This is a genomic window from Peptoniphilus gorbachii (genome assembly GCF_016908115.1).
Taxonomy (GTDB): Bacteria; Bacillota; Clostridia; order Tissierellales; family Peptoniphilaceae; genus Peptoniphilus_A; species Peptoniphilus_A gorbachii.
The window spans coordinates 193,285-208,129 of record NZ_JAFBDH010000001.1 but is presented as its reverse complement, the minus strand read 5'-3'; the positions used below and the strand labels follow the sequence as shown (position 1 = coordinate 208,129).

Annotated in this window: 12 protein-coding genes and 1 other annotated feature; of the genes, 11 read left to right on the top strand and 1 reads right to left on the bottom strand. The window is 29.9% G+C overall.

What is annotated here, in order from left to right; translation table 11 throughout:
• Positions 1 to 3 precede the first annotated feature (3 nt).
• The 6 genes from efp to JOD41_RS00950 all read left to right on the top strand — a co-directional run bounded on the left by efp (position 4) and on the right by JOD41_RS00950 (position 6,110).
• Positions 4 to 561 carry an elongation factor P gene (efp, locus tag JOD41_RS00975; RefSeq protein WP_205051214.1) on the top strand — a complete coding sequence of 186 codons (558 nt, stop codon included), beginning with the start codon at positions 4 to 6 and terminating at the stop codon, positions 559 to 561.
• A gap of 12 nt (positions 562 to 573) precedes the next feature.
• Positions 574 to 882, top strand: coding sequence for a CD1247 N-terminal domain-containing protein (locus JOD41_RS00970; protein ID WP_205051213.1), 309 nt, complete (start codon positions 574 to 576; stop codon positions 880 to 882).
• Positions 883 to 951: 69 nt separating this feature from the next.
• Positions 952 to 2,220, top strand: a complete 1,269-nt coding sequence (locus tag JOD41_RS00965; protein WP_205051212.1) for a dihydroorotase — start codon at positions 952 to 954, stop codon at positions 2,218 to 2,220.
• 90 nt (positions 2,221 to 2,310) lie between these two features.
• Complete coding sequence (locus tag JOD41_RS00960; RefSeq protein WP_205051211.1) at positions 2,311 to 4,068, top strand: DUF4153 domain-containing protein; 1,758 nt, start codon at positions 2,311 to 2,313, stop codon at positions 4,066 to 4,068.
• A gap of 12 nt (positions 4,069 to 4,080) precedes the next feature.
• Complete coding sequence (locus tag JOD41_RS00955; protein ID WP_205051210.1) at positions 4,081 to 4,626, top strand: hypothetical protein; 546 nt, start codon at positions 4,081 to 4,083, stop codon at positions 4,624 to 4,626.
• A 152-nt stretch (positions 4,627 to 4,778) separates the two neighbouring features.
• Entirely contained in the window at positions 4,779 to 6,110 is a 1,332-nt protein-coding gene (locus tag JOD41_RS00950; protein WP_205051209.1) for a C1 family peptidase, read from the top strand.
• Positions 6,111 to 6,178: 68 nt separating this feature from the next.
• Here JOD41_RS00950 and JOD41_RS00945 read toward each other — a convergent pair whose 3' ends face one another.
• Positions 6,179 to 7,813, bottom strand: coding sequence for a putative manganese-dependent inorganic diphosphatase (locus tag JOD41_RS00945; protein ID WP_205051208.1), 1,635 nt, complete (start codon positions 7,811 to 7,813; stop codon positions 6,179 to 6,181).
• A gap of 91 nt (positions 7,814 to 7,904) precedes the next feature.
• Between JOD41_RS00945 and JOD41_RS00940 the strand changes: the two genes are divergently transcribed.
• The 5 genes from JOD41_RS00940 (at position 7,905) to JOD41_RS00920 (ending at position 14,845) form a co-directional block, all read left to right on the top strand.
• Complete coding sequence (locus tag JOD41_RS00940; RefSeq protein WP_205051207.1) at positions 7,905 to 9,101, top strand: aminoacetone oxidase family FAD-binding enzyme; 1,197 nt, start codon at positions 7,905 to 7,907, stop codon at positions 9,099 to 9,101.
• Between the two features lie 82 nt (positions 9,102 to 9,183).
• Positions 9,184 to 10,461, top strand: a complete 1,278-nt coding sequence (locus tag JOD41_RS00935) for an NAD(P)H-dependent oxidoreductase (RefSeq protein WP_205051206.1) — start codon at positions 9,184 to 9,186, stop codon at positions 10,459 to 10,461.
• 35 nt (positions 10,462 to 10,496) lie between these two features.
• Positions 10,497 to 10,904, top strand: coding sequence for an RrF2 family transcriptional regulator (locus JOD41_RS00930; RefSeq protein ID WP_205051205.1), 408 nt, complete (start codon positions 10,497 to 10,499; stop codon positions 10,902 to 10,904).
• Positions 10,899 to 11,087: a binding site (T-box leader), on the top strand. It overlaps the preceding gene by 6 nt.
• A 53-nt stretch (positions 11,088 to 11,140) precedes the next feature.
• On the top strand, positions 11,141 to 14,242 hold the full coding sequence (gene ileS / locus JOD41_RS00925) for an isoleucine--tRNA ligase (protein WP_205051204.1): 3,102 nt from the start codon (positions 11,141 to 11,143) through the stop codon (positions 14,240 to 14,242).
• A 240-nt stretch (positions 14,243 to 14,482) separates the two neighbouring features.
• Entirely contained in the window at positions 14,483 to 14,845 is a 363-nt protein-coding gene (locus tag JOD41_RS00920) for a YbaN family protein (RefSeq protein ID WP_205051203.1), read from the top strand.

Sequence of the window (14,845 nt, the reverse complement as noted above, 5' to 3'; positions counted from 1 at the left end):
AATATGATAACAGCAGGAGATTTAAGAAAAGGACTTACATTTGAATGGGATGGAGATGTTTGGGTTGTAATTGACTTTCAACACGTTAAACCTGGGAAAGGTGCTGCTTTTGTAAGAAGTAAAATTAAATCAGTACTTACTGGCAGTATTAAAGATACAACATTTAACCCATCAGAAAAATTTGAAAAAGTTGTAATTGAAAATAAAGAAATGCAATATTTATATTCTGATGGAGAACTTTATTACTTTATGGATCAAGAAACTTACGAACAAATTCCACTAGAAAAAAGCATGGTAGAAGACGCACTTAACTTCATGAAAGAAAATGACATGGCTACTATTAATTTTTACAAGGGCAAAGCTTTTAGAGTTACACCTCAAAACTTTGTGGAATTAGAAGTAACTCAAACTGAACCAGGTGTCAAAGGAGATACATCAAGTGGTGGATCTAAACCTGCTACTGTTGAAACAGGTTACACTCTTAATGTACCACTTTTCATTAATACAGGCGATATTATAAGAATTGACACGAGAGACGGCGAATATATGTCTAGAGTTTAATTTGGAGGAAATATGGAATATTTATTAAAGAGAATTTCTTATTTGCAAGGACTTTGTGATGGATATGATTTAGACACTACAACTAACGAAGGAAAAATTATATCTGAACTTGTAGATATTTTAAGCGATGTTATTGATGAAATGAGAGAATCTCGTGAAGAGATTGAAGATTATGTTGACATAATTGAAGAAGATCTTGCTGATTTAGAAGATTATGTTTACGAAAATGAAGACATGGATTTCGATTTATATGATGATGATTTTGATTTTGATGATTTAGAAATCTATGATGAAAATGAAGAAGAAAGTGAAGAAGAATAATTAATTTTTTTAAAAGGCGAGGTGTTTCCTCGTCTTTTTTAAGATTCATTATAAATTATAGGAGAAAATATGATTATTAAAGGCGGAAGAATAATTGATCCTATCTCAAGAACTGATGAAGTTTTAGATATAAGAATAGAAAAGGGAATAATAGCTGAAATAGAAAAAAATATTGATGAGAAAAAATACCCTAATGAAGAAATAATTAATGCAAGTGGAAAAGTTCTTGTACCAGGTCTTATAGATGTTCATGTTCATTTTAGAGATCCAGGTCAAACTTATAAAGAAGATTTGAAAACGGGAAGCCAGGCTGCTATTGCTGGTGGATTTACCACAGTAGTACAAATGGCAAATACTAGTCCCAAAATAGACAACAAAGAAAAAATAATTGAGCATTATAAAAAAGCAAGAGACCTACCTTTAAAAGTTTTTACAGTATCTGCTCTCACAAGAAATTTTGAAGACTTAGAACTTGTTGATATGGAAGAAAATTTTATAGCTGGTGCCATTGCTTTTACAGATGATGGAATACCTAATAGAAATTCTAAATTAATACTAGATGCCATGAATTGTGCAAAAAAAATAGGCGCAATAATTTCTTTTCATGAAGAAGATCCAAATTTAATTTCTCAAAATGGTATAAATCATTCAGAAGTTTCTGATTCTTTAAATATTTATGGCTCACCAAGTATTGCAGAGACATCTTTTATAGCAAGAGATGTAGCCATGGCAATTTACACTGGTGCAAAAATTTCTATTCAGCATCTATCAACAGGTCTTGGTGTTGACCTTGTTAAATTTGGAAAATCTATGGGTGCAAATATTTTTGCAGAAGTGACGCCACATCATATAGCCTTAAATGACAGGGCTGTTTTAGAATATGGTAGTCTTGCAAAAATGAATCCACCACTAAGAAGTGAAGAAGACAGATTAAGAATTATAAAAGGTATAAAAGAGGGAACAATTGAAATTATAGCAACAGATCACGCTCCTCACAGCTCTGAAGAAAAGGAAAAAGAACTAACTAAGGCGCCATCAGGAATTATTGGACTAGAGACATCTTTTTCTATTTGCTATGAAAACTTAGTTTTAAGTAAAGAAATATCTCTTATGAAATTAATTGAACTAATGAGCACAAATCCTGCAAAAATATATGGACTTGAAGGTGGGGAAATAGCAGTTAATAAACTTGCAGATTTAACAATAATTGATCTTGAAAAGGAATACAAAATAGAAAGATTTAAATCAAAATCATCTAATAGTCCCTTTGCAAATAAGAATTTAAAAGGCGAAATTCTTTATACAATTTCTGAGGGAAAAGTTGTATATAAAAAATAAATATGTCAAAGTGGATACAAAGATAAAGATTTAAGCCATTTACTTTAAAATTCTATATACTTGATATATTATTAAAATAGGGAGGTAGTTATGAGAATTTTTAATTACACTTTACTTAATTTTAATAGTATTAAAAACACCATTAAAAGATTTCCATTCACAATAATATCTGCTACACTTGCCACAATATTTTTAATTTTATCAACTTTCGATGAATACGCTGAAGCATATAATAACAAGTTGATGAGCTTTGGATTAGTTTTTGTTTTTGGAATTTTTCTCTACGCCTTTATTAAACTATTTAATGAAGGATTAAGAAATTATTACGATCTTAAAAATTTAAAAAATAATAATTTTTTCAAGATACTTTCCTATGTAATCACCCTTCCAATTTTATATGGGATTTATGAACTTGTTTATGATAAGGATCAGGCTTTATCCCATTATAATAGTAATTTTATTTATTTTACCTTAATTGCAGCTTTAGTAGTTGGCACATCTTTTGTAGGTAAATTTAATTATCACAAGGATTATGTAGTTTATGTAGCTAAAATATTAAAGGCATTTATTATTTCAAATATATACAGTTTTATTGTCTTTATCGGAGTTAGCGGAATTATTTATGCACTAAATACTTTATTTAAATTAAATTTTTCATCTTCTATTTATTTAAGAGTTGGAATTTTTTCCTTTATTTTATTTAATGTTGTGACATTTTTCTCTGATTTTCCAAAAGTTAGAGATTCTTTTATAGATTATAAATATCCTAAGGCTTTTAAAATTTTGTTGGTATATATAATGACTCCTATTGTTATTATTTACACAGGAATTTTACTTGCTTATTTTGTTAAAATTTTATGGCTATGGCAAATTCCAAATAATTTAATTGTTAATTTAGTTATTTGGTTTGCAAGTTTTTCAGTGGTATATTTATTTTTCCTATCTAGAATAGATAGTATTAAATTTATAAATAAATTTAAAATTATTTTTCCCTTTACACTCTTTCCACTATTAGGAATGATGTTCTTTGCAATTTATTTAAGAATTCAGGAATATGGAATTACAGAAAATAGATATATTGTAATTGCGGCAGGAGTTTGGATTTTTCTATCTCTAATTTATTATATTTTTTACAGAGAAAATTCAAATATTACTATTCCAATTTTTTTATCAGTAATAATTTTAATAACAGGTCTTGGCCCTGCATCTGCAACAAGTTTAAGTGTGAGATCACAAAATACAAGATTTGAAAAACTTTTAAAAGAAAATAAAATGATTGCTGGCGACGAGATAAAAGCAAATGTAAATGTTGAAAGTAGTACAAAAAGTCAAATTATAGATATTGTAAGCTATATGGTTAGGACGGATAGAGTAGACAAGCTTAGCTATATGCCTAAGGATTTTAAACTAAATGAAGATAGTTTTACAAAATTATTTGGTTTTTCCAATATTGTAGAAGACAAAGAATATTTGGGATATTCTTATGCAGATAAGATAGCTAAGAATAGTGAACTAGGTTTTAACATAGACATTGAAGGTTACAAAAAAATAATCTTTGTATATTCTCTTGATAATGTTGTTACATCTGGTGAATATAAATTTGAAAAAAATAAAAAAGAAATAAAAATTTATAAAAAATCTCATGATGATTACAAAAAAGTTTTTACAATTGATTTGGCAAAACTTAGAGACAACTTAAAACTATTAAAAAAGACAAAAAATCATATTGAACTTGAAGATTTAGCAATGGAAAATAATGCTTATAAGATTATATTTTCTGATATTTATTTTGGCAAAGAAGACAAGTCAGAAGATTCTTATATTGAATTTTATTTTTTGATAAAATAAGGAGAGATCTATTTGTATTATATAAATTTTGAAAATGATATATTTATTGATCAAGAAATTGACTTAAAACCAATTTATGATATTTTAAGAATATATTTAAATAAGTGCGATTCTTATCAAGTTAAAATTTTAAAGGAAGATGCAAAATCAAAGAAATTATTAGAAGATTTTGCAGTTTATTCTGATGAAGATGGCTACGAATACATTTATCAAGGAATTGTTGATGAAGACTTCAAAAAAGTGATTTTAGAAAATTTAATTGGAGATGCTTCTTTAAACTTTATGGGAATAAGCCTTTATGACGATGGGATTTTAAAATTAGAAATCTTAAATTATGGCAGTGAAGTTTACATCTATGGCTTTGATGAAAAATCTGTAGTGGCATTTTGTGAAGAACTAGAAAAAGTTTATGGAATAAAAGATTTAAATGTCTATATTGATAAGAGTGAGGATGATGAAGAGAACCATCATCATGATCATGAGCATGACCATGACCACAAGCACCACCATGAAGATGATGGGAATTCTTGTGCTTGTCATGAGGACCCTTCTAAATAAATAAGAAATGTGCTTTTTTTAATATTTGAGACTCTTTTATTAGAGTCTCTTTTTCATATAAATGTTATTTTTTAAAATTTTAAAAGAAGAGTATAATATAAAAGTAAGTTAATTTTTAATATAAAAAATTTATTTATAAAGAGGATGATTTAATGGAAATAACAAAAGAATTTTTACAAAATAGTAGAGAAAAATTTTATAAAGACAGAGCAAATAGAGTAGCCCAAAGAGCTGCTGTAAATAATGGTTTAGTTGAAGCTTCTGTTGATAGGGTTGAAGACGAAAGGAATAGGCATACTTTTAATATTGAGTTAAAGGAAAAAGAAATTAGGAATCAAAAACAATCTGGAAGATGTTGGATGTTTGCAGCTCTTAATTTAATGGAATATAAACTTTGCAGAAAGTATAATTTAAAGGGCTTTGAACTTTCAAAAAATTATACTCTATTTTTCGATAAATTAGAAAGATGCAATTACTTTTTAGATTCAATTATAAGAACTTTAGATGAAGATTTAGATGGAAGACTTGTTTCTCATATTTTGACTGACCCCATGGGAGATGGCGGACAATGGGATATGATTAAAAATATTATAAAAAAATATGGACTTGTACCATCTTATGCAATGAAAGAATCAGTAAATTCATCTGCAACAGCAAATTTAAATAATTATTTAACAAAAATTCTTAGAATGTATGCTAAGAATTTGAGGGATTCCTATAAAAAAGAAAAAGATTTAGAAAAATTAAAGAAAACTCAAGAAGAATATATGAAGAAAATTTATGATGTTCTTTCAATTTCCTTAGGAACTCCACCAGAAAAATTCGACTTCGAAGTTCGCAATGAAGATGAAGAATTTATTTCTGACAAAAATTTAACACCACAAGAATTTTTGAAAAAACATGTAGAAGTAAATTTAGATGATTATATTTCTTTAATTAATGCACCAACTAAGGATAAGCCTTATTTTAAATCTTATACAGTTGACTTTTTAGGTAATGTAATGGAACTTGACAAGGTTAGGTATGTAAATGTGCCAGTAGAAGTTATGAAAGACGGAATTTTAAAACAACTAAAAGATGGTGAGCCAGTTTGGTTTGGCTGTGATGTTGCACAATTCTTCTACAGAAAGGGAGCAAATTTAGACCTTTCAACTTTAAAAATTTTTGATTTACTAAATGTAGAATATGACTTGTCAAAGGAAGAAAGATTAGACTACAAGGAGTCACTAATGACACATGCCATGGTCTTTGTTGGTTGCGATTATGATGAAGAAAATAAGAAAATAAATAGATATAAAGTTGAAAATTCATGGGGAAAAGATGCTGGCGATAGAGGCTATCTTGTCATGAGTGATGAGTGGTTTGACGAATACATGTATCAAGCCCTAATAAACAAAAAATATTTAGACGAAAAAGTAATAAAAGCATATAGTGAAGAACCAATCCATTTAAAACCATGGGATCCAATGGGTTCGCTTGCATAAATTAAAGAACTGAAATAAAAAAAGAGTCTATCAAATTTTGATAGGCTCTTATTTTGTCAAAATAAATTTTATGAAAGTTCTTCTGAAATTGCGGCACTAATTTTTGGAACTAATTGTTTTTTTCTTGATAATAGTCCCTCAGATAAAAATTTATCGGCTACAAGTTCTTTCTCAAATTTTCTTGCAATAGCTTCTTTAAAACTTCCTGCAAGTATTACTTCTGAAACCTCTTTAAAAATATCTGTAATCATTAATACAAAAGTTTCAGCATCAGAAGTTTCAATAAAGTGTTCCATAGCTTCTTTTAAATCTTTTTCTACTGAATTTGTGCTATCCAAATCCATTGTAAAGATTTGGCATACTCTTACATTTACGCCTTCAATGGAAAAGTTTTTAACATCAGATTTTAATAGTTCATCAGGTTTTCTTCCTTCAAGGCTTGTACCAGCTTTAAACATTTCCATGGCAAATTCTTCTACATCAATCGCTGCAATTTTTTTCATTTTGTTTAGAACATATTTGTCTGTATCAGTTGAAGTTGGGGATCTAAATAAAAGTGTATCAGAAATTATTGCTGCGCATAGAAGACCTGCAACTTCACGAGATGGTTTGATTCCATTTTCAAAAAACATCTTTGAAACTATTGTAGCAGTTGATCCAACAGGCTCATTTCTAAAGTATATTGGAGAGGATGTAGAAATATTTGCAACTCTGTGATGGTCAACAATTTGAACTATTTCTGCAGAATCTAAGTCATCAATGGATTGATTTCTTTCATTGTGATCAACTAGAATTATTTTTTTCTTTAAATTTGAAATCAAGTGGTAACGAGATATATTTCCTATAACTTTATTTTTGTTGTCAAGAACTGGATAAGACCTAAATCTTGATTGTGACATTTTTTCTCTCACATCGTCAATTAAATCATCCTTGTGAAAAACAATTAAATTATCTCTTGTCATTACATATTCTACAGGAACTGCTTGTGGCAAAATCCTTGCAACCATAAAAGTGGAAAGACCAGTTGAAATTACAGCAACATTATTTTCCTTAGCAAGCTTTAAAAGTTTATCATCAAGCTTACTTGAAATTGTTAAAATTAATAGGGAGATGCCCTTTTTTATTACAGATTCTTGATCTTTAACATCGTCTCCTACAATTACAATGTCGCCTTCTTTTATTAAATCTTGGTTTTTAATAGCCTTTACAGCCATTTTTCCAGATAATTTTCTTGGATTTTCTGGAAGATAAATAACTTTTCCTCTTAAAACATCTAAAATATTTTCAAAGCTTGTATTACTTCTTCCAATAATAGAGTCGTCCCATATCTCCATATAAGTAGATGCAATATTTGAAAGACTTACGATTCCAATTAAGTTGTCATCATCGTCTACAACGGGCAAGGAATTGATATTATTTTTTTGAATCAAATCCATTGCTGATGCCATAGAAAGGCTTGGATTGACACAATAGGCAGCGTCTATTTCTATATCTCTTACTTGTGGCTTTATTGAAGTCTTTAGTCTTGGCTTTTGCACGCCAAAATGTTTAAGTACAAATTCAGTTTCTTTATTTAAGTTGCCAAGTCTAATTGCTTCAGCATCTTCGCCCATTTTTGTTTTTAATTCTGCAAGGGCGATGGCGGAACATATACTGTCAGTGTCAGGATTTTTGTGTCCTGTTATATAAATTTTATTTTTCATAATTCCTCCAAAATTCTTAGTCATTATAGCACAAATTTCCTTATTTATTGTAAATTTTTATAATTTTAGGATATAATTTATCTGTGATACTATGAATATAATAATTATTGGTGCAGGACCAGCAGGAATGGTAGCTGCAATAAATGCAAAAAATGAAAATAACAATGTAATATTAATTGAAAAAAATGATAGAGTTGGGAAAAAACTTTTAGCTACAGGAAATGGCAGATGTAATTATACAAATTTAAACTTGTCAGAGGACAATTATTCTAGTCCTAGTTTTGTAAAAGAAACTATAGATGAGTTTTCAAATGAAGACTTAATAAATTATTTCTCTTTATTGGGTCTAGAATCTACCACTGATGGCAATAGAGTTTATCCAATCACCCTAAAAGCAAATTCTGTTTTAAATATTTTGATATATTGGCTTGATAAAAAGGGAATAGATATTAGATCTAATACTGAAGTTAAGGAAATCAAAAAAAATAAAAATGGATTTGATGTAATTACTAATGATGATAAAATAGAGGCGGATATTGTTATTGCTGCTTTTGGTGGGAAATCAATGCCTGCAAGTGGTTCTGATGGAAAGAGTTTTGAAATCTTAAAAAAACTTGGCTTAAAAATTACTGAATTAAAGCCAGCCTTAACTCAGGTAAAGTTGGAATCGAAATACTTAAAACATTTAAGTGGCACAAAAGTTATAGGAAAGGCCAAATTATTTAAAAAAAATAAAGAAATTGATGAGAGAAATGGAGAAATTTTATTTACAAATTATGGAATTAGTGGTCCACCAATTTTAGATTTATCTGTAAATATTAGTGAAGATAACTTTATTGAAGTCCCATTAATAAATAACGTCGATGAAAATACTGTGGATAAGCTCTACAGTAGATATTATATGCTAGAAGATTTTTCTATTGAAGAGTACTTAATGGGAATAGTTGATAAAAAATTTATTCACTACATTATTGATTATTTAAATCTTGACAAAAATACAGCAATGAATATGATTTCTATGGCAGATTTTCAAAAAATTATTGAAATATTATTGAAGTCAAAATTTAAGGTAATTGGCACAACAGGATTTAAAAATTCTCAGGTTACAAGAGGTGGTGTGGATTTGTCTGAAGTAAATAATTGGGACTACTCAAGTAAAAAATTTGAAAATTTATATATTATCGGCGAAGCACTTAATATTGATGGAGACTGTGGAGGTTACAATTTGCACTTTGCCTTTGCTTCTGGATATAGGCTTGGTAAAATGCTCAGTGAAAATAATTTGTAAAATATTTGCAATAGAGGGTAATTCAGATTAAAATATTTTTTGCGAATAAAATTAAAACTATTCATATAAATTTGGAGGAAGAATGTTTTACTTACAAAATAAATTAAAAGAATATGGAAATATTTCTGTTGGTATTGTTGGCTCAGGAATAATGGGTACTTCACTTTTTACCATATTAAGTCAAAATGAAAATTTTTATCCCATAATTTTCTCATCTAGAAATAAAGTAACACTTAATAATGCAATAAAATCAGCAAATATAGATGAAAAAGAATTTGCTTTTACAGATGATTTTGAAGAAGCAAAAAATCTCATAAAAGAAAAAAAATATATAGCTACTACAAATAATTTAGTTGCAGCAAGTCTAGTGGACTGCATTGTAGATTGTACTGGAGATACAGAAACTGGTACAAAACTATCCCTTGCAGCTATAGAAAATGGCGTTGATATAGTAAGCCTTAATGTTGAAATGGATGCGACTGTTGGTCCAATTTTAAAAGTTATGGCTGATGAAAAGGGAATTATATATTCTGGAACTAAGGGTGACGAACCTGGCGCCATTGTAGAAATATATGAATTTGCAAAAAATTGTGGTTTTGATGTCCTGGTTCTTGGTAAAGGAAAAAACAATGAATTAGATAACTTTGCTACTCCAGAAAGTTTAAAGAAGGCTGCAGAAAAAAAAGGAATAAACCCAAGAATGCTCACTTCTTTTGTTGATGGAACTAACACTATGATTGAACTTAATGCTGTTTGTAATGCTCTTGGTTTCGTGCCAGACATAAGAGGATGTCACTTTGTAGAAACTAGCCCAAAAAATATTGCAAAGGATTATAAATTAAAAAAAGATGGTGGAATTTTAAATTCTTATGGTGTTGTAGATTTTGCCACAGGAATTGCTCCTGGAGTTTTTGCTGTTGTAAAACCAAAGTCTCATATAATAGATGAAGAAATGAAATACCTTTCTATGGGTACGGGTCCAAACTATGAAATTTATAGGCCTTATCATTTGACTAGTATTGAAACTATAATTTCAATAATTAAGGCTGTAGTATTAAGAGATGCATCTATTGCACCAAAGGGAGAGCCTTTTGCAGAAACTGTTGCAGTTGCTAAAAGAGACATAAAAAAAGGTGAAAAACTTGATTCTATTGGTGGAGAAATGATTTTTGGAACTCTTGAAACAAAAAAATCACAAGTAGAGGGGAATCATGTGCCAATAGGAATTATAACTGAAGGTGCCTTTGCAATAAAAGACATTAAAAAGGGAAGCCTTCTTACTTATGAAGATTTGTCCTTAAATGAGTTTGCGGAAATAGTGAAATTGAGAAAAAAACAAGATAAGTATTTTAAAAAGTAAACAAATCTGATATAATATTCGCAATAGGTGATGAAATGAGAATTACACAAGAAACAGATTATGCCTTTAGGATTGTAAGTTATCTTGCTAAGAACGAGGGTAAAGTCGTTGGAGCGCCACAAATTGCTGAAAGTGAATGCGTTACAAAGAGATTTACTCTTAGAATACTTAGAAAATTAAATTTGGCGGGAATAACTGATGCAAAAAGAGGTTCTAAGGGTGGATACTATCTGAAAAAACCAAAAGAAGAGGTAACACTGTACGACGTACTTGTAGCAGTAGATGGTCCTATTGTAATCAATAGGTGCTTGCAAGGGGATAGCTTTTGTAACAAAAACAAAGTTAGTGATGTAAAAAACTGCAAATTCCACACTACACTTGCAATGATGCAATCAAACATCATAAAAATGTTTAAAAACCAAACAATTGACAATTTTATATAAGCTTTGATGAGGACGGTAAGTTTTGAGAAACTAAGAGAACAGTTGTCTGGTGCGAAACTGTGTTTTAGAAATTTATAGATCACCTCGGAGCTCAAAGGTCAAAAGCCTTTGCGCATTTGCGTTAAAAAATTAAGTGATAGTTACCTATAATTAGGGTGGTACCGCGGCTAGTTCGTCCCTTCTCATTTGAGAGGGGACTTTTTTTATATATTATTTGGAAGATTAAGGAGTTGTAGATGAAAAATTTTAAAGAATTATCTAAGGATAAGGTTAGTGTAAGGGAAGAAGAAATCTCAAAATTTTGGGATGAAATCGACCTTTTACACAAATCTGTAGAAGCAAGAAAAGATGGAGAAAATTATATCTTTTATGAAGGACCTCCAACAGCAAATGGTAAGCCAGGCATACACCATGTAATGGCGAGAACTTTAAAGGACTTAACTTGTAGATATCATACAATGCTTGGATATAAGGTTAAGAGGAAAGCAGGCTGGGATACACATGGTCTACCAGTAGAAATTGAAGTTGAAAAGAAACTTGGTCTTCACAACAAACAAGACATTGAGTCCTATGGAGTAGAAGAATTTAATAAAAAATGTAAGGAATCTGTTTTTGAATATGAAAAGGAATGGAGAACACTTACTAGAAGAATGGGCTATCTAATTGACTTAGACCATCCATACATCACCCTTGAAAATACTTATATTGAATCAGTTTGGCATATACTAGACAAGATGTTTAAAGATGGACTAATTTATGAAGGTCACAAAATAGTTCCTTATTGCCCAAGATGTGGAACTGGTCTTGCATCTCACGAAGTTGCACAGGGTTATGAAGAAATTAAGACAACTACTGCAACTTGTAAATTTAAATTAAAGGACAAGGAAAATGAATATTTCTTGGCATGGACAACTACACCTTGGACTCTACCATCAAATGTTGCCCTTGCTGTCAATCCAAAGGTTGAATATATAAAAGTTAAACACGCTGATGGCAATATTTATTATCTTGCTAAACCACTCGCAAAGGCTGTATTTAAAGATGATGACTTTGAAGTTATAGAAGAATTTGTCGGAAAAGATTTAGAGTACATGGAATATGAACAACTTCTTAAATTCCTTGAACCAGATAAAAAAGCCTTTTATGTAATCTGTGCTGATTATGTAACTACTGAAGATGGTACTGGAATAGTTCATATTGCACCTGCCTTCGGTGAAGATGACTACCAAACTGCAAGGGGCTATGACCTTCCTATGTTAAAGCCAGTTGATGAAGAAGGTAAATTTACAGATACACCATGGAAGGGTCAATTCGTAATAGATGCAGACCACGAAGTGCTTCACTACTTAATGGATAATGACTTATTATTTTCAAAACAAAAAGTAGTTCACAATTATCCACACTGTTGGAGATGTCATACTCCATTAATTTATTACGCACATCCATCTTGGTATATTGAAGTAACTAAGTTTAAGGATAAATTAATTGAAAACAACAATGGAGTAAATTGGTTCCCAGACTTTGTTGGTGAAAAGAGATTTGGAAATTGGTTAGAAAATTTAAATGACTGGGCAATTTCAAGATCAAGATATTGGGGAACTCCACTTCCAATTTGGAGATGTGAATGTGGTCATACTGAATCAGTTGGTTCAATAGAAGACCTTAGAAATAAAGCAGTAGAAGATGTTCCTTGTGATGTTGAACTTCACAGACCTTATGTAGATGATATTCATCTAAAATGTCCTAAGTGTGGCAAAGAAATGAAGAGAGAACCTGATGTAATTGATGTATGGTTTGATTCTGGTTCAATGCCTTTTGCTCAATGGCATTATCCATTTGAAAATAAGGACAACTTTGATGAATTATTCCCAGCTGACTTTATTTCTGAAGGTATTGACCAAACTAGAGGTTGGTTCTATTCACTTCTTGCAATTTCAACTTATATGACAGGCAAGAGCCCTTACAAAAATGTTCTTGTAAATGACCTTATACTAGACAAAGAAGGAAAGAAAATGTCTAAGTCAAGAGGAAATACAGTTGCACCTTTTGAATTATTTGACAAGTATGGTGCCGATGTTGTTAGGTGGTATCTACTTTATGTATCTCCACCATGGACTCCAACAAAATTTGACGAAGATGGACTTCGTGAAATTGAATCAAAATTCTTTAGATCATTAAGAAACACTTATAACTTCTTTAGTCTATATGCCAATACAGATAATATAGATCCTAGAGAACACAAGGTAAGCTATGATGACCTAGAAGAAATCGACAAATGGCTACTTTCAAAATACAATAGACTTGTAAAAACTGTAAGAGAAGACATGGAAGTCTTTGAACTTACAAAGGTTGTAAGAGAAATCCAAGAATTTGTAATAGAAGATGTTTCTAACTGGTATATCAGAAGAAATAGAAGAAGATTCTGGAAAACTGATAAGGACAACACTAAGCTTGCAGTTTATAAGACAACTTACGAAGTTTTACTTGGCGTTACAAAATTAATTGCACCAATAGTTCCATTTATTTCAGAAGAATTATTTAAGTCACTAACTGATGAAGAATCTGTTCACTTAACAGATTATCCAACTTATGACGAAAATATGATTAATGATAAAGTTGAAGAAAAAATGGATTTAGTTAGGGATCTTGTAACATTAGGAAGAGCATCAAGAGAAGAAGCTAAAATTAAAGTTAGACAACCACTTTCAAAAGTTATTATCGATGGCAAATACAAAGAAATTATTGGCGATTTAACTGATTTAATGAAGGAAGAACTTAATGTTAAAGAAGTTGACTTCGAAGAAAATCTTTCTGAATATATGGAATTTGAACTTAAACCAAACTTTAGAGTTTGCGGAAGTATTTTAGGATCAAAGGTTAAAGATTTTGGAAAATATTTAAGAGAAACTGATGCAAAAGAACTTCTTGCTAAATTAGATGATGGCGATGGAAAGCTTGAAATCGGTGGAGAAGAAACTGAAATTAAAAGAGATTATGTTGAAGTTAAAATCAGTGCAAAAGAAGGATTTGATGTGGTTATGGAAAATAACCTCTTTGTAATTTTAGACACTGAGCTTAATGAAGAACTTCTAAATGAAGGTTATGTAAGAGAATTTGTATCAAAGATTCAACAACTTAGAAAGAAAAAAGATTTAGATATCTTAGATAATATTAAGATAACTTATAAGTCTGATGAAGAAGTAGAAAAGGCTCTTGCTTCTGAAGAAGAATTTATAAAGACAGAAACTTTGGCAAAAGAATTAGTAAATTCTGATGTTGATGCAGAAGTAGAAAACCTTAACGGTCACGACATAAAAATTGAAATAGAAAAATTGTAAAGTTTATAAGATGAAAGGCTCTGGGCAACCAGGGTCTTATTTTTTTGCCTTGATTTCTATATAAAATTAACTTCGGTTAACAAAGTTCGAGTCCCTATAAATCAACGTAGAACATAAAAAAAGTGAATATATTTAAGGGAAACAAAATGATATCCGATATCAATATTATTTACTTATAAAAAATTCTTTGTTAGTATTTATTTTGAAAAATTAAAAAAACAAAAGTTAAGGAGGATATAATTGAAGATTTTATTTTTAATATTTGGATTTATATTTTTGGGGATTGGAATAGTCGGGATATATTTGCCTTTATTACCAGCAACTCCCTTCTTGTTACTGGCAACTTATTGCTTTGCAAGAGGATCAAAAAAGTTCAACGACTATTTTATTTCTACTAAACTTTACAAAGAAAATATTGAGCCAATAAAAAACAAGACTGGTATGACAAGAGAGAGGAAGAGAAAGATTCTTATGACAATCACTTTCTTTTTAGCTATATCATTTTATTTTGTAAACAATTTGCATGCGAGAATCACACTTTTACTAGTGCTAATTTTTCACTACATATACTTTATTTTTAAAATTAAGACAATCAAGGAGTAG